The 21,660-nt window shown below is 64.9% G+C and carries 21 protein-coding genes; 10 read left to right on the forward strand and 11 right to left on the reverse strand.

The annotated features are described in order from the left end of the window. Window positions 1–25 precede the first annotated feature (25 nt). From CS1BSM3_RS26170 to CS1BSM3_RS26190, 5 genes are all read left to right on the forward strand, one after another. Complete coding sequence (locus CS1BSM3_RS26170; protein ID WP_072393016.1) at window positions 26–859, forward strand: aldo/keto reductase; 834 nt, start codon at window positions 26–28, stop codon at window positions 857–859. Window positions 860–934: 75 nt separating this feature from the next. Continuing rightward, window positions 935–1,591 carry an MBL fold metallo-hydrolase gene (locus tag CS1BSM3_RS26175; RefSeq protein WP_072393019.1) on the forward strand — a complete coding sequence of 219 codons (657 nt, stop codon included), beginning with the start codon at window positions 935–937 and terminating at the stop codon, window positions 1,589–1,591. Window positions 1,592–1,921: 330 nt separating this feature from the next. Further along, window positions 1,922–3,073: an acyl-CoA dehydrogenase family protein gene (locus CS1BSM3_RS26180; RefSeq protein WP_072393022.1), complete on the forward strand. Its 1,152-nt coding sequence runs from the start codon at window positions 1,922–1,924 to the stop codon at window positions 3,071–3,073. A gap of 78 nt (window positions 3,074–3,151) precedes the next feature. Further along, the gene (locus CS1BSM3_RS26185; protein WP_072393024.1) at window positions 3,152–3,874 is read left to right on the forward strand and encodes a RibD family protein; all 723 of its coding nucleotides are present in this window, start codon (window positions 3,152–3,154) and stop codon (window positions 3,872–3,874) included. Between the two features lie 18 nt (window positions 3,875–3,892). Beyond that, the gene (locus CS1BSM3_RS26190; RefSeq protein ID WP_072393027.1) at window positions 3,893–4,453 is read left to right on the forward strand and encodes a cytochrome b; all 561 of its coding nucleotides are present in this window, start codon (window positions 3,893–3,895) and stop codon (window positions 4,451–4,453) included. On the opposite strand, the gene CS1BSM3_RS26195 is transcribed toward CS1BSM3_RS26190, so the two are convergent. From CS1BSM3_RS26195 to nudC, 4 genes are all read right to left on the reverse strand, one after another. Continuing rightward, the gene (locus tag CS1BSM3_RS26195) at window positions 4,450–5,286 is read right to left on the reverse strand and encodes a class I SAM-dependent methyltransferase (protein WP_072393030.1); all 837 of its coding nucleotides are present in this window, start codon (window positions 5,284–5,286) and stop codon (window positions 4,450–4,452) included. The genes CS1BSM3_RS26190 and CS1BSM3_RS26195 overlap by 4 nt on opposite strands. Continuing rightward, window positions 5,283–6,341, reverse strand: coding sequence for a glycosyltransferase family 4 protein (locus CS1BSM3_RS26200; protein ID WP_072393032.1), 1,059 nt, complete (start codon window positions 6,339–6,341; stop codon window positions 5,283–5,285). Before CS1BSM3_RS26200 ends, CS1BSM3_RS26195 begins: the two co-directional genes overlap by 4 nt. Before the next feature lie 139 nt (window positions 6,342–6,480). Then, entirely contained in the window at window positions 6,481–6,882 is a 402-nt protein-coding gene (locus tag CS1BSM3_RS26205; RefSeq protein WP_072393034.1) for a 6-pyruvoyl trahydropterin synthase family protein, read from the reverse strand. A 96-nt stretch (window positions 6,883–6,978) separates the two neighbouring features. After that, window positions 6,979–7,914: an NAD(+) diphosphatase gene (gene nudC, locus CS1BSM3_RS26210; protein WP_072393036.1), complete on the reverse strand. Its 936-nt coding sequence runs from the start codon at window positions 7,912–7,914 to the stop codon at window positions 6,979–6,981. Window positions 7,915–8,112: 198 nt separating this feature from the next. On the opposite strand from nudC, the gene CS1BSM3_RS26215 reads away from it, so the two are divergent. From CS1BSM3_RS26215 to CS1BSM3_RS26225, 3 genes are all read left to right on the forward strand, one after another. Further along, on the forward strand, window positions 8,113–9,222 hold the full coding sequence (locus CS1BSM3_RS26215) for a TRAP transporter substrate-binding protein (RefSeq protein ID WP_083528914.1): 1,110 nt from the start codon (window positions 8,113–8,115) through the stop codon (window positions 9,220–9,222). 136 nt (window positions 9,223–9,358) lie between these two features. After that, window positions 9,359–9,910 carry a TRAP transporter small permease subunit gene (locus CS1BSM3_RS26220; protein ID WP_083528915.1) on the forward strand — a complete coding sequence of 184 codons (552 nt, stop codon included), beginning with the start codon at window positions 9,359–9,361 and terminating at the stop codon, window positions 9,908–9,910. After that, window positions 9,907–11,331, forward strand: coding sequence for a TRAP transporter large permease (locus CS1BSM3_RS26225; RefSeq protein WP_072393042.1), 1,425 nt, complete (start codon window positions 9,907–9,909; stop codon window positions 11,329–11,331). Before CS1BSM3_RS26220 ends, CS1BSM3_RS26225 begins: the two co-directional genes overlap by 4 nt. A 79-nt stretch (window positions 11,332–11,410) precedes the next feature. Here the strand turns inward: CS1BSM3_RS26225 and CS1BSM3_RS26230 are convergent, their stop codons facing one another. After that, a complete protein-coding gene (locus tag CS1BSM3_RS26230) occupies window positions 11,411–12,427 on the reverse strand; it encodes a hypothetical protein (protein WP_143149366.1) in 1,017 nt (338 codons plus the stop codon). Window positions 12,428–12,712: 285 nt separating this feature from the next. Further along, the gene (locus CS1BSM3_RS26235) at window positions 12,713–14,695 is read right to left on the reverse strand and encodes a vWA domain-containing protein (RefSeq protein WP_072393046.1); all 1,983 of its coding nucleotides are present in this window, start codon (window positions 14,693–14,695) and stop codon (window positions 12,713–12,715) included. Between the two features lie 507 nt (window positions 14,696–15,202). Between CS1BSM3_RS26235 and CS1BSM3_RS26245 the strand changes: the two genes are divergently transcribed. Both CS1BSM3_RS26245 and CS1BSM3_RS26250 read left to right on the forward strand, forming a co-directional pair. After that, window positions 15,203–15,778 carry a nitroreductase family protein gene (locus tag CS1BSM3_RS26245; protein ID WP_072393050.1) on the forward strand — a complete coding sequence of 192 codons (576 nt, stop codon included), beginning with the start codon at window positions 15,203–15,205 and terminating at the stop codon, window positions 15,776–15,778. A 25-nt stretch (window positions 15,779–15,803) separates the two neighbouring features. Then, window positions 15,804–16,466, forward strand: coding sequence for a flavin reductase family protein (locus CS1BSM3_RS26250; RefSeq protein WP_072393053.1), 663 nt, complete (start codon window positions 15,804–15,806; stop codon window positions 16,464–16,466). 101 nt (window positions 16,467–16,567) lie between these two features. On the opposite strand, the gene CS1BSM3_RS28905 is transcribed toward CS1BSM3_RS26250, so the two are convergent. The 5 genes from CS1BSM3_RS28905 to CS1BSM3_RS26275 form a co-directional block, all read right to left on the reverse strand. After that, the gene (locus CS1BSM3_RS28905) at window positions 16,568–16,867 is read right to left on the reverse strand and encodes a hypothetical protein (RefSeq protein WP_072393056.1); all 300 of its coding nucleotides are present in this window, start codon (window positions 16,865–16,867) and stop codon (window positions 16,568–16,570) included. A gap of 203 nt (window positions 16,868–17,070) precedes the next feature. Beyond that, entirely contained in the window at window positions 17,071–18,168 is a 1,098-nt protein-coding gene (gene ugpC, locus CS1BSM3_RS26260) for an ABC transporter ATP-binding protein (protein ID WP_072393059.1), read from the reverse strand. 4 nt (window positions 18,169–18,172) lie between these two features. Then, window positions 18,173–19,024: a carbohydrate ABC transporter permease gene (locus tag CS1BSM3_RS26265; protein ID WP_072393062.1), complete on the reverse strand. Its 852-nt coding sequence runs from the start codon at window positions 19,022–19,024 to the stop codon at window positions 18,173–18,175. Next, on the reverse strand, window positions 19,024–19,959 hold the full coding sequence (locus tag CS1BSM3_RS26270) for a carbohydrate ABC transporter permease (protein WP_083528916.1): 936 nt from the start codon (window positions 19,957–19,959) through the stop codon (window positions 19,024–19,026). Before CS1BSM3_RS26270 ends, CS1BSM3_RS26265 begins: the two co-directional genes overlap by 1 nt. A 282-nt stretch (window positions 19,960–20,241) precedes the next feature. Beyond that, on the reverse strand, window positions 20,242–21,567 hold the full coding sequence (locus CS1BSM3_RS26275; RefSeq protein WP_072393068.1) for an ABC transporter substrate-binding protein: 1,326 nt from the start codon (window positions 21,565–21,567) through the stop codon (window positions 20,242–20,244). Window positions 21,568–21,660 lie beyond the last annotated feature (93 nt).

Genomic DNA, 21,660 nt, shown 5'->3' on the forward strand with positions numbered 1-21,660 from the left:
ATTTCCGAACTGGCAGGAGAGGCTCATGCGACGTGTCACACTCAAAGGCGGGGAGACCATCCCGCAGCTCGGCCTCGGCACCTGGCACATGGGCGAGCAGCGGAGCCAGCGCGGCGCGGAAGCCGAAGCCCTGAAGCTCGGCCTCGACCTCGGCATGACGCTCATCGATACCGCCGAGATGTACGGCGAGGGTGGCGCGGAGGAGGTCGTGGCAGAAGCCGTCAAAGGACACCGCGACGAAGCCTTCATCGTGTCGAAGGTCTATCCGCACAATGCCTCGCGCGCGGGCACCATTGCCGCGTGCGAGCGGAGCCTCAAGCGGCTCAAGACGGACCGCATTGACCTCTATCTGCTGCACTGGCGCGGCTCGTATCCGCTCGCCGAGACGGTCGCGGCCTTCGAGCGCCTCAAGGCCGACGGCAAGATCCGCCACTGGGGCGTGTCGAACCTCGATCCTGAGGATCTGGACGAGCTCGCTGGTGTCCCGAATGGCAAGAACTGCGTCTCCGATCAGGTGCTCTACCATCTCGGCTCGCGCGGCATCGACTTCGATCTCATCAAGCAGTGTGCCGACGAGAAGATCATGGTCATGGCCTACTCGCCGCTCGGTCAGGGCCGCATCCTGCGCAATGCCGCGCTCGGCAAAGTCGCACAGCGGCACAATGTGAGCCCGGCTGCGGTCGCCCTGGCCTGGACCATGCGCCATCCGCATGTGGTCGCAATTCCCAAGGCCTCGGCCCCCGAGCACGTGCGCGAGAACCTCGTCGCGGCCGACCTCGAGCTGACGGCAGAAGACTTGGCCGATCTCGATGGCGCCTTCCCGCCGCCGAAACGGGCGACCGCGCTCGGGATGCTGTGAGAGGGCGGAACAGGCTGGACCCGACAGCGGTTTCAGCTATGCAGGGGGGAGAATGAGCGATCGGAAGGATCCCGAATGAGCACCCCCGCCCACGAGCCCCGTCTCAAGGCCGCCGTCGTCCAGGTCACACCCTTCGAGCAGAACTGCACGCTGATCTGGGACGAGGCGACGAAGCGCGGCGCGGTCATCGATCCGGGCGGGGATGTCGATCGCATCGAGGCAGCGATCGCGCAGGTGGGCATGACCGTGGAGAAGATCGTGCTCACGCACGGCCATCTCGACCACGTCGGCGGCGCCGCCGAGCTCAAGGAGAAGCTCGGCGTCAAAATCGAAGGCCCGCACATTGCCGACAAGTTCCTCATGGAGAACGCCGAGAAGCAGGCGGCGAGCTACGGCCTGACGGGCATTCGCAATGCCACCTCCGACCGCTGGATGGAGGAGGGCGAGACGCTCACGATCGGCGGCCACGACTTCGAGATCTTCCATTGCCCGGGCCATTCGCCGGGCTCGCTCGTCTACGTCAATCGGCCGAACCGCTTCGCGCTCGTCGGCGACGTGATCTTCCGCGGCTCGATCGGCCGCACCGACTTCCCCTATGGCGACCACGACGCCCTGATCAACGCCATCAAGACCAAGCTCTTCCCGCTCGGCGACGACATCGCCTTCATCTGCGGGCATGGCCCCATGGGCCAGTTCGGCATGGAGCGCCAGAGCAACCCGTTCTTGGTCTAGCCGCGGAGTTTCTTGACTTGCCGCGGGCTGCTCGGAAGAGCTGCTTTCGCATTCTCGCGTGGTGCTATGCCCGCGGCGGCCATGCGGACAGCGCTCGCGTGTGGCGCCCACTTCCCCCTTCTCCCCGTCCTTTACGGGGAGAAGGTCGGGATGAGGGGCGGGAACTCGCGCGACGTCGGCGTATGCCGCCGCCCCTCACCTAGCCCTCTCCCCGCAAGCGGGGAGAGGGGACAGTAGCGCGCTGGGTGAGAAGGCCGTGCTTCCAACGCCGGCACCGACGCGCTATGCCTTGCCGCAACCATCCGGAAACGCACCCTCACGAGGCTGCCCATGCATTTTTCCCTCACTGAAGAGCAGCAGGCGATCCAGGAGACGGCGCTCGCCTTCGCCCGCGAGCGGATCGCGCCGGACGCCGCCGCCTGGGATGAGACTTCCCACTTCCCCGTCGACGTGATCCGCGAGACGGCCGCACTCGGCATGGCTGCGATCTACGTGCCCGAGGACAAGGGCGGCACCGGCCTCTCGCGCCTCGATGGCGCGCTCATCATGGAGGCACTGGCGACAGGCTGCCCGGCCATCTCGGCCTACATCTCGATCCACAACATGGTCGCGTGGATGATCTCGCGCGCGGGAACGCCCGAGCAGATCGAGCGCTGGATGCCGAAGCTCGCCTCCATGGAATGGCTCGCGAGCTACTGCCTGACGGAACCCGGCGCAGGATCGGACGCCGCAGCACTGCAGACGCGCGCGGAGAAGTCCGGGGACCACTACATCCTCAATGGCACGAAGCAGTTCATCTCCGGCGCCGGCGCGACGGACTTCTACTTCGTCTTCGCGCGCACCGGCGACAGCAGCCCGAACGGCGTCTCGGCCTTTGCCATCGAGAAAGGCACGCCGGGTCTCTCGTTCGGTGCTAACGAGCGCAAGATGGGCTGGAACGCCCAGCCGACCGCCCAGGTCATCATGGAGAACGTGAAGGTCCCGGCGGCGAACCTCGTCGGCGGCGTCGAGGGCCAGGGCTTCCGTCTCGCCATGTCCGGCCTCGATGGCGGGCGCATCAACATCGGCGCGTGCTCGCTCGGCGCGGCCTGGACGGCGCTTGAGAAGGCCAAGGCCTATGTCTTCGAGCGGCGCGCCTTCGGCAAGCAGATCGGCGAGTTCCAGGCCCTCCAGTTCAAGATCGCCGACATGGCGACGGACCTCGAAGCCGCGCGCCTGATGATCTATCGCGCCGCGGACTCGCTCGACCGCGCCGATCCGCAGGCGTCCATGTACTCCGCCATGGCCAAGCGCTATGCGACAGACCTTGGCTTCAAGGTGTGCAACGAAGCGCTTCAGCTCCACGGCGGCTACGGCTATCTCAAGGACTACGGCCTCGAGAAACTCGTGCGCGATCTGCGCGTTCACCAGATCCTGGAAGGAACGAACGAGATTATGCGTGTCGTCATTTCGCGGAAGGTTCTCGGTGGCAATCGCGGGTGAACGCGTCGCGCGCTTTCGCAGAATCGCCGCACAAATGTGATTTGAGTGCCGCAGTCTGACGCCGAGCAAGGGCCCTGCATGTCCGCCAGCACGACCGCAACGGCCCGCCACGATGCTGCCGACCGTACGGCATTCCCGCCGATTGCGCGCATTCTGTCGGCCCCGCGCGACCGACCCTTCGTCGTCGCGCAGCTCGGCCAGTCGCTCGATGGCCGGATCGCCATCGAGAGTGGTGAAAGCCGCTGGATCAACGCCCAGTCCGCCCTGACGCATGTGCACCGCGTGCGCGCGGCCGTCGACGCGGTCGTGGTGGGCGTCGGCACCGTCGCCGCCGACGATCCCATGCTCAATGTCCGCCATGTGTCCGGGCGCAATCCCGCCCGCGTCGTGATCGATCCGAACGGGCGCCTGCCGCAAACCGCCCGCTGCCTCCTCGGCGAGGACGGCTGTCGCCGCGTGATCGTGCGCGCGAGCGATGGCCCGCTGCCGAAGGGCGTCGAGGAGCTGCGCCTTCAAAGCGACGGCGGTCGCCTGTGCCCGAACGCCATTGTCGACGGGCTGTTCCGACTGGGCCTGCGCTCGATGCTCATCGAAGGCGGGGCGCACACGGTCTCGGCTTTCCTTGCCGCCGGTGCGCTCGACCGCTTGCACGTGCTGGTCGCCCCTGTCATCCTCGGATCGGGCAAGCCCGGACTTCTGCTGCCCCCCATTGCGCGCCTAGCCGATGCGCTGCGCCCGCCTGCCGACGTCCACGTTTTGGATGACGGCGACGTCCTGTTCGATTGCGACCTGAGATCATGACAAGGGGAAGCATCGCTCATGGCAACATCACATAGCTACTCGCCTCTTCAGCGCACGCTGCACTGGATCATCGCCGCCGCCGTCATCGTGATGGTTCCTCTCGGCATCTACATGGTGCAGCGCGGGGCCTGGTCGAACTTCGATGCGCTCACGAACACGCTCTATAGCTGGCACAAATTCATCGGCTTCTGCGTGCTCTGGCTGATTGTCCTGCGCGTCATCGTGAGGCTCATGCGCGGCGCGCCACCGCCCGAGCCGATCCATCCCGTCCTGCAGTTCGGCGCCAACGTCTCGCACTTCGCCCTGTACGCGCTGCTCGTGATCGTCCCGATCCTCGGCTGGACCGGCGTATCGGCGTACGGCGCGCGCGGAACGCCCTTCGGCTTCGAGCTGCCGGAGATCATCCCGCAGAACCAGGCGCTCGGTGAGACCATCCTCTGGTATCACGCCTGGGCGGCCATTCTGCTCGGGCTGATCGCGCTCACGCATGTCTGCGCCGCGCTCATGCACCGCATCATCCTGAAGGATGGCATCTTCGCGCGCATGTGGCCAAGCGCCGGCGGCAAGCGCGAGGCTTAGGCTGGCGGCAATGCCAGCGTGTCGGTATGGCCGACGATGGAGCCTGTGCGGCGGACGGAAAGCCAGTCAGCGATGACGTCCGGCGCCACGCGGCTGATCTCGGCGACCGCACCGGCGAACCCGTCGGTGAGCATCTCGATGAGCGCCTGCTCGGAGCTGTCGATGCGCCAGGGGCTCGATGCCTCCTGGACGGCGTAGCCCTGCTCGCGGAAGGCGAGCGCCAGCGCTTCGGGTGCCGCCGGCCCGGCGGCACTGCCAAAGCCCTTGTCCGTCTCCTGATGCGCGTTGAACGCGGCCGTCATCTCGGCGTCGGCCGGATGCACCGGGCTCCACGTCTGCACACCGTCATACGTGAGCACGGTGTAGAAGGCCGCGCCCTCTGCCGCGACAGCACGCGCCGTGCGCCTGATGAAGTCCACCGAGGAGAGATCGAAGAGCGCCGAAGCCGTGACGAGATCGGGCTGACCGCCGATCACGGCCTCGAGGTTCTGCATGAGATCGGCTCGGCGGAAGCGCACGGCGATCGCGCGCCCCTCCTTCTTGAGCGCGATCGACTCGCCATTTTCCGAGCTCTCATCGGCCCAATCGAGCAGCGCCCCGCGCGCCGCATCGAGCAGAACCGGGTCGTAATCGACGAGCGTCCAGCTCTGCACGGGGCCGAGCGCCGGCGCGGTCGTGCGGATGTTGGCGCCCGTACCGCAGCCGAGATCGACGACCTCGATGGGATCCCGCCCGGCCAGGTACCCGGCCAGTGCCAGAAGCAAACCCGGATCGCGGGCCCGCACATCCGCCGGCTCGCGCAGCGCCAGCCAGTCCGGCGAGAAGCCACTCATTCTCGCGCCTCCTTGATGACCTTGGCGATCGTTGCAGCCGTATCCGACCACCGGGGCAGGTTCTGGCCCGCGACCCATGCGGCATCGGCAAGCTCTCTGCGCAGCGTCGCCTCGTCCATGATACGACGGAGAGCCTGCTGCAGGGCTCCGGCATCGCCCGGCAGCACCTTCAGCGCCGCACCATCCGGCACGGTCTCCGCAGCAGCACCGCCGGTCGTCGTCACGATCGGCAGGCCGCGCGCCAGCGCCTCCCCAAGCACCATGCCATAGCCCTCATAGTGCGATGCAAGAACGAAGATGTCGGCGCCATCATACAGCCCATCCAGATCCGCGCGCGACTTCGGGCCGGCAATTTCAATGCGCGCGCTGAGCCCGGCCCTGACAATCTGCTCACGCAATGCCGCGACCGTAGCCGGATTGCGATCGACCGCGCCGACGATGTCGAGCCTCCAGTCGGCGCGATGGTCCTTGGCATCGATCTCGAGCGCCTGCACCAGAACGTCATAGCCCTTGCGCGGCACAATCGAGCCGACCGCCAACAGGGCCAAGCCATCGCCTGCGCTTCCCCGCGCGCGCGGCGCGGGATCGGTTCCTGGCTCGGCAACGGATATGCGGTCAGGAGGCACGCCGAAATCCGCAGTGAGCGTGCGCGCGGTCATCGGGCTGGTCACCACGACGCGGTGCGCGCGGGCGAGCGCAGCCGTCTCGAGGCCGCGCAGTGTTTCGATCCGCGAGGGCGCAAGGCCTGCCTCCAGGCACAGAGGATGGTGCACGAGCGCGACGATCGGGCGATCGAAGCGTTCGATCAGGGCGGCCGGCATGGCGCCATAGGCGAGGCCGTCGATCAGGAGCACGGCATCGGATGGCGTAGCCGCAATCTGCTCGGCTGTCCGTGCGATATCTTCGGGCGAGGGATCAGGGTAGCCGCCAGAGAGCGCGAGATGCGTGGCCTCGACGCCCGCCGATGGCAGACGCGCCAGCACTTCCCGGTCGTAGGCATAGCCGCCGGTCGGCAGCGTGATGTCTCCGGGGATGGCGAATACGGCCGCGGCCATCGGCTAGTGTCCCGATTCCGAAGTTCGCACAACCTTGCCGCTGGCGCCCCGAGCGAACTTCGGAATCAAAAGGGACACTGGAATAGAGGATTCGCTCGCTTCCTTGCCGCGAGCACTGGCGAATTTTTCGATCATCGCACTAGCCGACCGGGCCTTCGAACCACGCCCGCGCGAGATCGGTCTCGTGCAGCGTGACGCGAACCTTCGCGAGGCCCTTGCCGTCGGCACCGAGCGCGCCCGACTTCGCGGCCGCAACGATCGCATCGAAGATGTGCCGGCAGAGGAACTCGGTGGTCGTCAGCTTGCCCTTGAAGGCGGCGATCTCGTCGAGGTTCTTGTAGGCGAGCGGCTTCAGCGTCTTGCCGAGCACATCGAGCGCGGCGCCGATGTCGACGACGACATTCTGCGCCGTGAGCTGCTCACGGAAGAACGCCACGTCGACAACGAAAGTCGCGCCATGCATGTGCTGGGCCGGACCGAAGAAGGGATCGGGCAGACTGTGGGCGATCATGATGCGATCGCGCACCTCGACGGCATACATTGTGCGACTCCATTCCAGATAAGCGGTCGTCAGTTAAACGCGGACGAAGCGCACCGCGTTGCGGCGCGCGGCATCCTGCCTCTCACCGGCACGTCCTCAGCTTTCGCCGACGAAGTGCCGCAACAGGATATTGGCGATCGCGTGGCGGCCGGGCGCGGTCAGCCCATCGGGATGGCGGTTCTCCAACATGGCGCGCACTTCCTCGCGCGAGAACCAGCGGGCATCGGCCAGCTCGGTCGTATCGACCTTGAGATCCGTTGTCTCGGCGTGCGCAATGCAGCCGATCATCAGAGAATGCGGGAAGGGCCAAGGCTGACTGGCATGGTACTCGACCCTGCCGACGCGGATGCCCGTCTCCTCGCCGACTTCGCGGCGCACGGCGTGCTCGATGTCCTCGCCGTGCTCGATGAAGCCGGCGAGCGTCGAGTACATCTTGGCGACGTATCGATGCTCGTGCGCCAGGATGCACCGCTCACCATCGGTGACAAGCATGATCACGACAGGATCCGTGCGCGGAAACCACTCTGCGCCACAAGCCCAGCATTTGCGCCGCCAGCCACCGTCCTTGACCTTGGTCGCCGAGCCGCATTTTCCGCAGCAGCGCGCGTTCTCGTGCCACTGGGCAAGCGCGCGCGCCTGACCGGCAAGGGATTGGTCCTCGGGCGTGAGCACGCCCTGCATGGCGAGCGTTCTGAGATCGACCGCGGGCCGGAAATACTGCACCACATCCGGCGTCGCACGCGCGAGATGATCCGCGATCGCAATTGCGAAATACGCGTGTCCTTGCACATCGAGACCGAGGAAGAGCGCATCCTCCGTATTGAGCGCGAGCGCCTCGACCTCACGCAAGCTCAGCCAGCGGATTTCACCGCTCGTGCGATCGGCGCCAGGCGCGATCACAAGCTTCAGATCGACGAGGATCATGAAGCGCGAGGCGTCGCTGACGCGGCGTGCGCGCATCCATTCCGCATCGGGCCGCCGGGCGCTCGCGCGGTCCAGAAGTTGCGTTGTCCCGAGCGTCGGCGTCGGCATGGTAAACCCCTCCTGCTCGCGAGATAGAGCATATGCGCGCGGGGCGCGCAACGTGACTGACATGCTGCCAAAACGGGCAGGAAGCCCGCGGCACCATACCTCTTGACCTGCATGAAATTTACACGATTGACGCACCGCACCGCGCCGTGCTCTCTATGACGCAACAAAAAGGTTCTAAGACCAAAGGGAGGAATATTGATGTTACCATTGAAGGCGAAGTGCGTCTTGAGTGGGCTGGCGCTTGGCGCGGCCGTTGCCCTCAGCGGGCCTGCTACTGCTCAGACCAGAACCCTCAACATGCAGGCCACGTGGCCCGCATCTCTCACCCTCTACGAGAACTTCACATACTGGGCCGAGCGCGTCGACAAGCTGTCCGCCGGCACGCTCAAGATCAATGCCATGCCAGCGGGACAGGTCGTCCCCGCCTTCGAGGTGCTCGACGCAACGCACAAGAAGGTGCTCGACGGCGCTCACGCCTGGGGCGGCTACTGGACCGGCAAGGACAAGACGGCGGTGCTCTTCACCGGCGGTCCGGGCGGTACGTTCGGCATGGACTTCACCGACTTCATGGGCTGGATGTATTTCGGCGGCGGCTGGGAGCTCTATCAGGAATTCTTCCAGAAGCACCTGAAGCTCAACGTCGTCGCGTACTCCGTGCTGCCCTCGGGCCCGCAGGCCTTCGGCTGGTTCAACAAGCCCATCACGTCGGTCGCCGACATGAAGGGCATGAAGTGCCGCCAGACGGGCATCGCGGGTGAGGTCTGGAAGGCGCTCGGCTTCACCGTCGTGAACATGCCGGGCGGCGAAATCATTCCGTCGGCCCAGCGCGGCGTGATCGACTGCGCCGAGTGGGTCGGCGGCGTCGAGGATCTCCGTCTCGGCTTCCACAATGTCTGGAAGTTCCACTACTCGCCGGGCGTGCACGAGAACACGACCGTTGGCGAGCTCCTCTTCAACAAGGACGTCTGGGAAACCCTCAAGCCCCAAGAGCACGAGTGGATCAAGTCGGCGGCCAATGAGGCTTACGTGATCTGGCACGCGAAGTGGCAGCGCCAGAACGCCGACGCGCTCAAGGAGCTGCAGGAGAAGCACGGCGTGCAGATCCTCCAGACGCCGCGTGACATCCTCCTCGAGTTCATCAAGGGCTGGGACAAGATCGCGGAAGAGGAATCGGCGAAGAACCCCTTCTTCAAGAAGGTGCTCGAGAGCCAGAAGGCCTACGCCTCGATCGTCGTGCCGTACAAGCGGTTCTACTTCCCGCCCTACTCCTTCATGGCGAACTACTACTTCCCGCCGAAGGCTAACTAGCTCGGCAAAGGACAAGGAAGTGCGGGGCGGGTCCGGACGACTCGCCCCGTTTCCGTGAACGGTAGCGCCCGCGCATCGTGTCGACGGCGGTCACGCGTGCGCCCTGTTGCGGCAATTGTCGCCAAGGATTCCTAAAATGTCTGAACCACCGCGGTCGTTGCTGACGCTCATTCGTGTCATCGATCGATTTACCGATGCCACCGGCCTCCTCATTGCGCTGCTCGCCCTGCCGCTCGTGGGGGCCGTCGCTTACGAGGTCATTTCCCGCTACGTGTTTCACGCACCGACGACCTGGGCATACGATCTCACCTACATGCTCTACGGCACCCTCTTCATGCTCGGTGCCGCCTATGCGCTGCACAAGGGCGCGCATGTGAGGACGGACTTCTTCTGGGACAAGTTCTCGACGCGCACGAAGGGCATCATCGACTCGATCTCCTACGTCCTCTTCTTCTTCCCGGCGCTGGCGATCCTCGGATACATCGGCTTCGGCGAGGCTCTCTACTCTTTCAACATCGGCGAACAGTCCGATCAATCGCCGTGGCGGCCCCTTCTGTGGCCATTCAAGGCCGTTGTGCCGCTCGCCTGCCTCCTGCTGCTGATCCAAGGGGTCTCTGAGCTCATCAAGAGCATCTATGCCGCCCGCACGGGCATCGAACTCGAGCAAAAAGAGAAGGTCGAAGTATGAGCGGCGAAGCCCTTATCGGCCTGATCATGCTGTGCGTGCTGATCGGCGCAATCTTCATCGGCGTGCCGATCTCATTCACGCTGCTGTTCCTCGCGCTCACGTTCGGCTACATCGGCATCGGCGCGACGGTCTATGACCTCGCATACTTCCAGACCATCGGCATGATGAAGGAGGAGCTGCTCGCCGCGGTGCCGCTCTTCGTGCTCATGGGCTTCATCACCGAGCAGGCCGGACTGATGGAGCGGCTCTTCACCGCGTTCCGGCTCCTGCTGTCGCGTTTGCGTGGCGCCCTGTTCCTCGTCGTGATCCTGACGTCGACGGTATTTGCGATGGCGACCGGCATCGTCGGCGCCGCCGTGACCGTGCTCGGCATCATGGCCTCGCCGATCATGAACAAGTCGGGCTACGACGCCGAGCTCTCGGCCGGCGCCATCACGGCCGGCGGCACGCTCGGCATTCTCATCCCGCCATCGGTCATGCTGATCGTGATGGGGCCTGTGCTCGGCGTGTCGGTCGCGGATCTTTATGCCGCCGCCTTCGGCCCGGGCTTCATGCTCGCCGGCATCTATCTCATATACCTGATGGGGCGATCGATCCTCAATCCCAAGCTCGGGCCGCCCGTACCGCCAGAGGAGCGCATCCATTCCGCAGGCGTCATTCTGAAGGAGGTGTTCCTCGGCGTAGTGCCGCTCGCCGGCCTGATCACGGCGACGCTCGGGTCGATCCTCGCGGGCCTCGCGACACCGACTGAAGCATCCGCTGTCGGCGCCGTCGGCGCACTGTTTTTGTCGGTGGCCTATGGCAAGTTCACATTTGCGGGCCTGAAGCGGGCGCTGCTCAGCACCATGGCGACGTCGAGCATGGTGCTGCTGCTGGCCGTGACGTCCAACGTCTTCGGCGCCGTGTTCGCACGCCTCGGCACGGCCAACTGGATCACCGAGAGCCTTCTCGGCCTCCAGCTGCCACCGACGATGATGCTCGTGCTGATCCTCTTCCTGATCTTTGTTCTCGGCTGGCCGTTCGAATGGCCGGCGATCGTGCTCGTCTTCCTGCCGATCTTCTATCCGGTGGTGAAGGCCATGGGCATCGACCTCATCTGGTTCGGCGCCCTGGTCGCCGTCGTGCTGCAGACCGCGTTCCTCTCGCCGCCAGTGGCGATGTCGGCGTACTACCTGAAACAGGTCGCGGACAGTTGGAGCCTGCTCACGATCTACAAGGGCATGTTCCAGTTCATGATGCTCCAGATCATTGCGATTGCGCTCCTTGTTGCGTTCCCGCCGATCGCCACCTGGCTGCCGCACACGCTCAATGAGGCGGCACGCACAAAGCCGATGTCCGAGCAGCACATGAAAATCATCGAGCAGCAGAAAAAGCAGCAGTCGCTCGAGGACGACGACTACGGCGCTCCGGCCAAGAAGTAAGCAGACGCCTCAGAAGCAAGACGGCGCAGTACACTCCAAGAGTGAGCCGCGCCGTTTTCTTTTCGAAGGCCGCCGTCTGCTACTTCATCACCACTTCGATCTGCGTCGTCTCGCCGGGCTGGACAGTAAAGCCGTGCCGGAACACGCGGCCTGAATGGCTCGCCGTCACGACGTAGCTGCCCGCCGCCAGGACGTGGGTCGGCAAGGCGCCGGCACTCTCCTTGATGACTTCGCCGTCGGGATCGAGGATCGACCACTGCGCACCGCTCTGGGCCTCGCCGCCTGGACGCGTGACGAGCTTGAAGGTCACGGTCGCGCCCGGATGCGTGATCGCGACCTCGGTGAGCTTGCCCGCTTCGACGGTCACGTCGGCATTGACGACCGCATTGGCGTCGCCGTAGCGGCTGACGATGTGGAAGATGCCGGCATTGAGGCGAATGATGAGACCGGGCCGCGCACCGCTCATGATGCGCTGACGATTGCCGAGCTGATCGGTCTCGCCGGAGAAGATGTCATAGCTGACCGCGGCCTCGGGCGCCGGCGTGCCATTGCCGAGGTGTGCGCTCACGCGAAGCCCGCCCGCATTGAGGACGAAGCGCTCGTTCAGCGTCGCGCCCTGCTCGACGACGAGCGTACGCGTCAGGTTCGCGCGCCCGAAGGAGACATTGACGAGATAGCGCCCCGGCGCCAACCGGATCACGGGGTTCGCATCGCGGACCGTACGGTGATGGCGGACGGGCGCCCCGTCCTTCTCGCTGTCCTGGAAGATGTGCCAGACGAGGCCCTGATCGATGGGTGGCGCATCGTCCGTAAGAAACGCCGTGAGCTGCACTTCCTGCGCGCCGCCCGTCGGTGCGGAACGCGGGACCACGGTCACGTTCGGCGGCAGGGAAAAGACGCTGTTGCCCGCCGGAGGGCCACCGGGCGCCACCCGGGTATCCGGTCGCCAGGCCTCGGTCCCCTGCTGGGCATGTCCCGTGCCCGGCACGAGCAAGCCGAGGATCGCGCAAAGCATCGCCAGGCAGAAGCGGAGGCGGGCGGGGCGCGCAGACGCCCGAATGGTCCCGGCACGGCGGGTCTGGCCCACGTCCCCCACGACACTCGCTCCTCAGTCGGTGCGCGCCCGTCGGTCCCTGCAAATCGCGGACCGCCGCGCGGATGGTTGCCTAAAGCAACGGACTTGAAATGCGCCTCACCTCGATGCCAGGCAGGGAGCGAATTTCAAGTCCAAAGTTGCTTTAGAATTGTTGAGTCTAAAGCGTCTTTGGACATCAGAATGCGACTCTGAGCCCGATCCGAATCGTGGGCCGCATTCGAGGCCCGACGCTTTAGCCCTATGACTTTGGCGCGAGAATGACCACCCCCGCCGACCCGGCCGGGCTCAATTCTCCCCCACGATCAGCACACGGTCAGCCCCCGCGCGAATGTCCGCCGAGCGCTCATGGCGCGCTTGGCGCGTCTGCACCTCGATCACATAGTTGCCCTGCTGCAGGAGTCCGACGGGCTCGCTCTCCGTCGAGCTCCACACGATCGGGCCGTTGGCCAGCCGGACCTTCCAGAAGATGTCGCTGACCGCCTCGCCGGGCTCCGATACGAGGCGCAGCCGCACGCGCGCAGCCGGCGGCGTCAGCGACACGGTCTCGCGCGCGCCCGCTGCAACGGCAATGTCGCGGCTCGCCTCAGCATTCAGCGTACCGAAGCGCCCCTCGATCCGGTACTTCCCGGCGGCGAGCACGACGCGCGCGTTCTCGCCATAGGCGCGGATGGCTTTCCCATCGCGCTTGTCGAGCGGCACGATCCGCCATTGCACGTCGTCAGGTGCGCTCGCGAGGCGCGGTACGATCCCCGAGGCAAGATTGATCTCGGCAGAGTTCAGGACCAGATCCCGGCGCACGACCTCGCCGGCACCGATCGCGACCCGGTCGCGCAGCTCCACCGCACCATGGCTGGCAATCACGTGATAAGTCCCAGCGGGCAGCGCGAACACGGGCCGCGCCGCGGCCGAGCGCGCAACCTCGCGGCGCCCCTGTGGTGCGTCGGGATCATCCTCCTGGATCACGTACGTGACCTGCTCGAGCCGGCCGCTGCCCTCGTTCGGGAAGGTCAAAAGCTCGAGCTCGCCGACCGGCAGGCGCAGCTCCGCGGCGCGGCGCTCGCCCGCAATCACCTGCGCCTCCTGGACGACGCGGATGCTGCCCAGCATGGCCACGACCTCGTAGCGGCCGGGCGGCAGCGCGATCTCGGCGCGCGGCCCGCGCGCGAGCCAGCTCGATGAGGCGGCGTTCGCCGGTGCTTCGAGCGGCCGGATGATGAAGCGGGTGCCGTCGAGCGGCTTGTTCATGCGGCCGGCGAGCGCCGCCATCTGCAGCGTGCCGCCCGAGAGCGAGAGCTGCACGCGCGCGGACGGCGCGTCCGACACGTCGATCTCCTGGCGCGCCGAGAGCGCATCCAGCTCGGCAGTGAGGGCATAGCGGCCAGGACCGAGCGGCAGCGTCACGGCCCCGCCTTCCGCGCGCGAGGCGGCCGGCGCCTCTCCGCCGCCAAGTCGCTCGATACGCCAGCGTACGGGAAGATCAGGCACCGGCGTCCCTGATGTCGATTGACCGAGCATGGCGACCAATTGCACGCCCGGACCACTTGGCTCCGGCAATACTGCGGAAGCGGCAGGACCGCCCGCCGTCGGCGAAGGAGCCCGCGGCTGTGTCCGCGCCGCGATCTCGACGACCTCGGCAATGGCATTGAGGATCTGCGCGCCCGAAGTGGCGACATAGTGCTGGCCGTTGGTCGGCACCGTCAGACATTGCATCTGCCGCGCATCTGCCGGATTGAGACCGATCGACAGCACGTGGATGGTCACGCGCGGATGCTGCGCGCGCACGCTCTCCATCAGCGCGCAGGGGTTCTGCTGGCAGTTGTCGAGATCATCATGAACGAGAAGGATGGTGCCGGGATCGTCCTTCGGCAGGGTCTCGAGCGCGGTCTGCAGGCCCGCCGCCACCGGTCCACGACCCTTGGGATTGAAGTCGTTCAGCATGTCGGCAATGCGGCCCGGCTCACCGGCCTCCGGCGCACGCATCACCTCGACATCCTGGCAGCCCGTGCGGCGATGGCCAAAGGCGACAAGCCCGACACGCGTCATGGCCGGCAGCTTCGGCAGGGCCTCGGCAAGCCCCTGGCGCACGACCTGGAACTTCGCGAGGCGCTCGGTACCGAGCTTGCCCCACATGGAGCCCGAGCCGTCCATGACGACTGTCAGCGCCGGCCCTTCGGCCGCCTTAGCCGGGAGTGCGGCCGCAAGCCACATCGTCCCTGCGAGAAGCAGGACGACGGCTACAGACAGCCACCGCAACCACTCTTGACCCATTCCAAACCCCCTCCGCGAGTAGTGTTCCAACCATTGTACCGTATTAGGATATACGTTAGCGAGAAGGCACGAGCGCGGGTGCGTCTCGGTTCGAACCCTGGGTTTGCCGCGTCCTAACCTTCGGTCCCCTGTGGCTCAGCAGATCGGAGTTGCCGTGTTATCCGAGAACCTGGACTTCATCGCATTCTTGCTTGCGGTGCTCATCGTACCAATCGTAATCGGAGCGCTCTCGTCATCGCCACAACGAGCAGCTCTCTGGGTTTATCTGGTGCTGGTTGGCGGAATGGCCTTCGAAGCATTCAGGGATTGGTGGAATGAACGCGAAATTGCACTGCTCGCAAACGGCGTCGGGGAGCTTCTACATGTTCTCGTATTAGCGTTCGTTGGTATCGGAGGGCTCGCTGTGCTCGGTCACAAGCTCGGGCAGCGCGGCAGGACCTCGTAGGAAATCCTGCCTGAGACACCACCCGAGCGCCCCCTGATCCTGATGGCCACCTTGGAAACACTATGACCAACGCCACGATCGAATTCCTGCTGAAGCGCCGATCGGCCAAGGCGGCGTTGCTGACCACCCCTGGTCCGACGCCGGACGAGCTTGCGACGATCCTCACGTGCGCCGCCCGCGTGCCCGACCACAAGAAGCTCGTGCCCTGGCGCTTCATCGTCTTCGAGGGCGAGGCGCGGGCGAAATTCGGCGAGATCCTGGCGCGTACGGTCGCGGCCGAGGACAAGGAGGCGCCGTCTGCCGTACGCCTCGAAGCCGAGCGCGGCCGACTGATGCGCGCTCCGACCGTCGTCGCCGTCATTTCGCGTGTCGTGCCGAACCCGGGCGCGCCGGAAATCGAGCAGCTTCTCTCGTGCGGTGCTGCGGCCTTCAATCTTTGCCTCGCCGCGAACGCCCTCGGCTATGGCACCTGCTGGATCACCGAGTGGTACAGCTTCAGCGATACGATCGGCAAAGCCCTCGGCCTTGCCGCCAACGAGCGTATCGCGGGCTTCGTCTACATCGGCACGGACAGTGCCCCGCAAGAAGATCGCGAGCGCCCTGCCCTCGCCGATATCGTCACACGCTGGCAGGCCTGATCTGCCCCGAACCCGGAGCTCCTTCATGTTCTATGACGCCATCGAGAACAAGCACGGCCTGAAGCACGATCCCTTCAAGGCGCTCATGGCACCACGCCCGATCGGATGGATCGGCACGATCAGCAACGACGGCATCGCGAACCTCGCGCCGTACAGCTTCTTCAACGCGGTCGGCGACCGGCCGCACTACGTCGTGTTCGGCTCGGGCGGCATCAAGGACTCGCTCCGCAACATCCAGGAGAACGGCGAGTTCACCTGCTCGATGTCCACCTGGAACCTGCGCGAGCACATGAACATGTCCTCCGCGGCTGTACCGGCCAATGTCGATGAATTCCCGCTCTCGGGCCTCACGGGTGTGCGCGGCAAGCTCGTCAAAGCGCCGTACGTCAAGGAAGCTGCCGCCGTCTTCGAGTGCAAGCACTGGAAGACCATCGAGCTGCCGGCGATCGCCCCGCAGAAGGGCGGCTTCAATATGGTGATCGGTTACGTCGTCGGTATTCACATCGACGACCGCTACATCAAGGACGGGATCGTCAACACCTCGGAAATGCGCCCGCTCGGCCGCATGGGCTACATGGAATATGCCGTCGTCACGCCCGAGACGACCTTTTCCATGAACCGCCCCGAAGTCGACAAGGACGGCAAGGTCGTCGGCGTTCCCGAGGGTTGGGACGGGAAGTATCGGTGAGACTCAGGCCGCCCTTTCTTCCCCTTCTCCCCGTCCTTCACGGGGAGAAGGCCGGGATGAGGGGCGGGAACTTGCGCGACGTTAGCGTATGCCGCCGCCCCTCACCCTAGCCCTCTCCCCGCAAGCGGGGAGAGGGGATGACGCGCACTGGCCGCACGCCCGTGCCCCTTAACGCGACCGCTCTCCGCGAGCAAAGCGCGACCGTGCGGCGTGATGCTGACGAGCACGCCGCGTCCGTCGACCACGGCCGACGAGACCAAGCCCTCTTCGACGGCATCCTCCCACACCGTGAGGCGCGGACATGATGTGCGCCATGCCTCGATAACCTCGGTGTAGGGCCGCGGCTCGGGGCCCATCCACTCCAGCATGTCGAGCACGAGCGACTTCAACCGATCATCCATCAGGAAGCTCCCACTTGGCGCCTCGCCTTCCCCTTCTCCCCGTCCTTGTCGCGCTGGAAGCGCGCCTCTGGCGCGACGAGAAGGTCGGGATGAGGGGCGGCTACAAATGAGACGTCAGCGTATGCCGCTGCCCCTCACCCTAACCCTCTCCCCGTAAGCACGGGGAGAGGGGATGAGCTGCAGCTCTGGCCTCGGCCCGTCACTCAACCCCTTACGGCCATCTCGGTCTTTCCGTCGAAGAAATGCGCCCGATGCGGGTTGAAGGCAAGGCGGATCTTCTCGCCGGGCTTGACGCGCACGGTCGGATCGACGCTCGCGACCATGCTGCTTGGTCCGCATGAAACATCGAGCAGGATCTCAGAGCCGAGCTGCTCGGCGACCTCGACCACGGCCTCGAAGGTGTGGTGCGCGGGCTCGGAGCCGTCCGCGAGCCGCAGATCCTCGGGGCGGATGCCAAATGTGGCCGGCCGCCCGACATGGGGCCCGAGCGGAGCGGCGAGATGCTCGGGCACGCCGATGTTCATGGCGCTGTTGGACGCGACGAGCCCGCTGCCGTTCTGCGCGATCGTCACGTCGGCGAAGTTCATGGCCGGCGAGCCGATGAAGCCGCCGACATATTTGTTGGCCGGATGATTGTAGAGCTCGAGCGGCTCGCCCACCTGCTGAATGAGCCCGTCCTTCATCACGACGACACGGTCGCCGAGCGTCATGGCCTCGACCTGATCGTGCGTGACGTAGACCGCCGTCGTGCCGAGACGCTGATGGAGCTTCTTCAGCTCCACGCGCATCTGCACGCGCAGCTTGGCATCGAGGTTCGACAGCGGCTCGTCGAACAGGAAGACCTGCGGATTGCGCACGATGGCGCGGCCGAGCGCGACACGCTGGCGCTGGCCGCCCGAGAGCTGCCGCGGCTTCCTGTGCAGGTGATCCTTGATGCCGAGGATGTCGGCTGCCTCACTGACCCGCCGCTTGATCTCGGCCTTGTCGAACTTCCGCATTTTCAGGCCGAAGGCCATGTTGTCGTAGACGCTCATGTGCGGATAGAGCGCGTAGTTCTGGAAGACCATCGCGATGTCGCGATCCATCGGCGGCAGCTCGTTGACCACCGTATCGCCGATGAGGATCGTGCCCTCGGTGATCGTCTCGAGGCCCGCGACCATTCTGAGCGTCGTCGTCTTGCCGCAACCCGAAGGCCCGACGAGGACGACGAACTCCTTGTCCTTGATCTCGAGGCTCACGCCCTTGACAGCGTGGAAGTCGTCGTAGCGCTTGTGAACCCCACGGATGCTGACTGTTGCCATGCTTCTATCCCTTGACCGACCCCGTGAGGCCCGAAACGTAATGTTCGACGAAGAAGGAGTAGGCGATCGCCACCGGGATCGACCCGAGCAGCGCGCCCGCCATCAGCGGGCCCCAGAAGAAGACATCGCCGCGTATGAGCTCCGAGACGACGCCGACCGGCACGGTCTTCTGCTCGGGGCTCGAGAGGAACACGAGCGCGTAGATGAACTCGTTCCACGAGAGGGTGAAGGCGAAGATGCCGGCTGAGAGAATGCCCGGAATGGCGACGGGAATGATGATGTAGAGCATTGCCTGCCATCGCGAGGCGCCGTCTATTCGGGCGCATTCCTCGAGCTCCTTCGGCACGGCCTTGAAGTAGCCCATCATGAGCCACGTACAGAAGGGTATGAGGAATGTCGGGTAGGTCAGGATCAGCGACCATGGTGTGTCGCCGAGCTTGTAGTTCCGGATGATCTCCGAGAGGGGAATGAAGAGCAATGTCTGCGGCACGAGATAGGTAATGAAGATCCCCGTGCCGAGACTGCCGGCAAAGGGGAAGTTCAACCGCGCGAGCGCGTAGCCCGCGAGCACGCCGCAGATGAGCGAGATGATGGTCGAGGCGGTCGCGATGAACATGGTGTTCCAGAGCCACGTCGCGAACATCGTCTCCCGGAAAAGATACTTGATGTGGTCGAGCGTGGGGTTCCACGTCCAGAAGGGCGTGTAGTTGGCCGCACGCCACGGCCGGTAGAGCTCGCCGTCCGGCCGGAATGTCGTGATCAGCATCCAGTAGAACGGGAAGAGCAGGAAGATCAGGAAGAGCGCGAGGGGAATGTAGAAGAACACCCAGCGGCGCCAGATCGCACCTTCGATCATCAGCGGACCTCCACGCGGCGGATATAGAGGAGCTGGATGATCACGATCAGCAGCAGGATCGGGAACATCGCAAGCGAGACGGCCGCACCCTGGCTCAGAAGGCCGGTGCCGACGCCGAGCTGATAGGCGTAGGTCGCGAAGAGATGCGTCGCGTTGGCTGGCCCGCCGCCCGTCATCACGTAGACGATCTGGAAGTCGGCGAACGTCTGGATGACCGAGAAGAGCATCACGACCATGGTCACCGGTAGAAGCAACGGCCAGGTGATGTACCAGAAGCGCTGCCAGGGCCGCGCGCCATCGATCGCCGCCGCCTCGTTCAGATCAGGGCTGATCGTCTGCAGGCCGGCGAGCAGTGAGATCGCGAAGAACGGCACGCCGCGCCAGATATTGACGATGATGATCGAGAGCATGGCGAGATCGCCATCGCCGAGCCAGTTGATGGCGCCGCGGATGAGGCCCGTCTGGTAGAGCATCCAGTTGAGGACGCTGAAGGTCGGGTCGAACATCCACTTCCACGCGAACGTGGAGAGCACCGTCGGGATGATGAACGGCAGCAGGATGAAGGCGCGCGTGAAGGCCTTGAACCTGAAGGAGCGGTTCAGCAACAGCGCCAGCCAGAGCCCGAGGCCCAGCTTGAAGATCGTCGTGACGAACGTGTACCAGCAGGTGTTCCACACGACCGCGTGGAAGATCGGGTCCGACGCAAGGCGGCGGAAATTGTCGAGACCGACGAACTCTCCCGGCACACCGACGCGCGTATCCGTGACGGACAGCAGCAGGCCGCGCATGAACGGATAGGCGATGAAAAGGCCAAGCAGCACCATCGTCGGCAACAGGAGAAGCCATGCGAGGTTGCGCTCGTTCTCGAGCGGCCGCCATTTGGCCTTCGGTACGATCACACGTTGAGGTGTGGAAGTGGACGCCGCAACAGCCATCGGCGTTTTGTCCTTTCGGAAGATGTGATGGACGTCGGCGGCAGGCCGCGCCTGCCGACCGCCCTAAAGCGTCGGACCTCAAATGCGACCCACGGTTCGGATCGGGCTCGAAGTCGCATTTGAGGTCCAAAGACGCTTTAGACCTTTGGGTTCCAAAGCAACTTTGGACTTGAAATTCGCTCCCTGCCGGCCTCGAGGTGAGGCGAATTTCAAGTCCGTTGCTTTAGCCACTGGTGACCGGAGCGGCGCCCGCTCCGGTCATGTCATTCCGATCAGAGTGCCTCAGCCCTCGTAGATCTTCTTGAGCTGGGCCTCGCAGGCCGCGACCGCATCCTCGGCTTTCTGGCCGCGGATCGCGCCGGCGAACATGTTGCCGATGAGGTACTTCGTGAGCACCTCGGCGGCCTTGGCATTCGGCTCGCCTGGATAGCCGGGCGTCAGGCCGAGCTTGCCGGCGACCGCGAACGGCGCCATCACCGGATCCTTCTTCCACAGGTCATGGTTTTCCCAGGACATGGTGCCGGGCGTGTAGAAGCCGAGCCCGGTCGTGAACCACTGGTCGTAGTTCTCTTTCTTATGAATGAAGCGAAGGAGATCCTTCGTCGCCTGCTGGTTCTTCGAGTAGTTCGGCATCACGTGCGAGGTGTACGTGTGGAAGCCGAACTGCCCGGCAGGGCCGGCCGGCAGCGGTGCGTGGAGGATGTCTTCCTTGAGCGGTTTGCCGTTCGCCTGCTTGTACTGCTCAGGCTTGCGCATGGACTCGATGTAGATCGAGGCGCCGTTCAGCGTCGAGCAGATCGTACCGGCGAGGAAGGCGCGGTTGTTCGAGGCGTCGTCCCAGGCGAGGCCGCCTTCGTCGAAGGCATCCGTCCAGGCCGCTGCCATCCATTTCACGGCATCAACGGTCGCCTTGGAGTTGATGACGACCTTGCCCTTGTCGTCGATCTCGGCGCCGCCGAACGACCACAGCAGCGGGTAGGCGAACGTCGGCGGATCGCCGAACGACTGGCCGAACGACTGACCGATGGGATAGCCCTTGGCCTTCAACTTCTTGCCGACATCCCGATACTGATCCCACGTCTTCGGGAACTCGTTGTAGCCGACCTCGGCGAACCACGATTTGCGGTAGGCATTCATGGCGCCGATGATCGCCATCGGCATCGAGAAGTACTTGCCGCCCGAAGAGCTGTTCGCCGTGCAGAGCTTGTACCAGCCGCCCTGCGCCTTGCCGATTTCGTCAGCCACGTCGCTGACATCGGCGAGGCTCGCCTTGTAGAGATGCGGGTGGTTGTTGAAGAGCATGATCAGGTCGGGGCCGGCGCCCGACTGAATGCCCGATGTGATGCGCGGCTGGAGATCGTTGCCGTTCACCGTCTCGTAGCGAACCTTGATCCCGAGCGCCTTCTCGGCTTCGGGGAGGAGCTTCTGGCGGAGAAGCTGATCGCAAGCCGGAACGAAGTCATTCCATCTCAGCCAGTGAACGGTGGTCTGCTGCGCGTATGCCGGTGCACGGCCGGTCGCCAGAATGCCGGCAAGGCCACCCGAACCTGCGGCGAGTGCACCGGCACTCGTCGTCTTGAGGAATTTTCGACGTGATACGCCCGTCATTCTAGAAACCTCCCTAATGAGCACCTTGTTTGTTGATGGCGCTGTTATGGTTTTTTGTATTGAGCACGCGTAGCCTACGCGCACGCTGATATT

Source organism: Hyphomicrobium sp. CS1BSMeth3 (assembly GCF_900117415.1).
Lineage (GTDB): Bacteria > Pseudomonadota > Alphaproteobacteria > Rhizobiales > Hyphomicrobiaceae.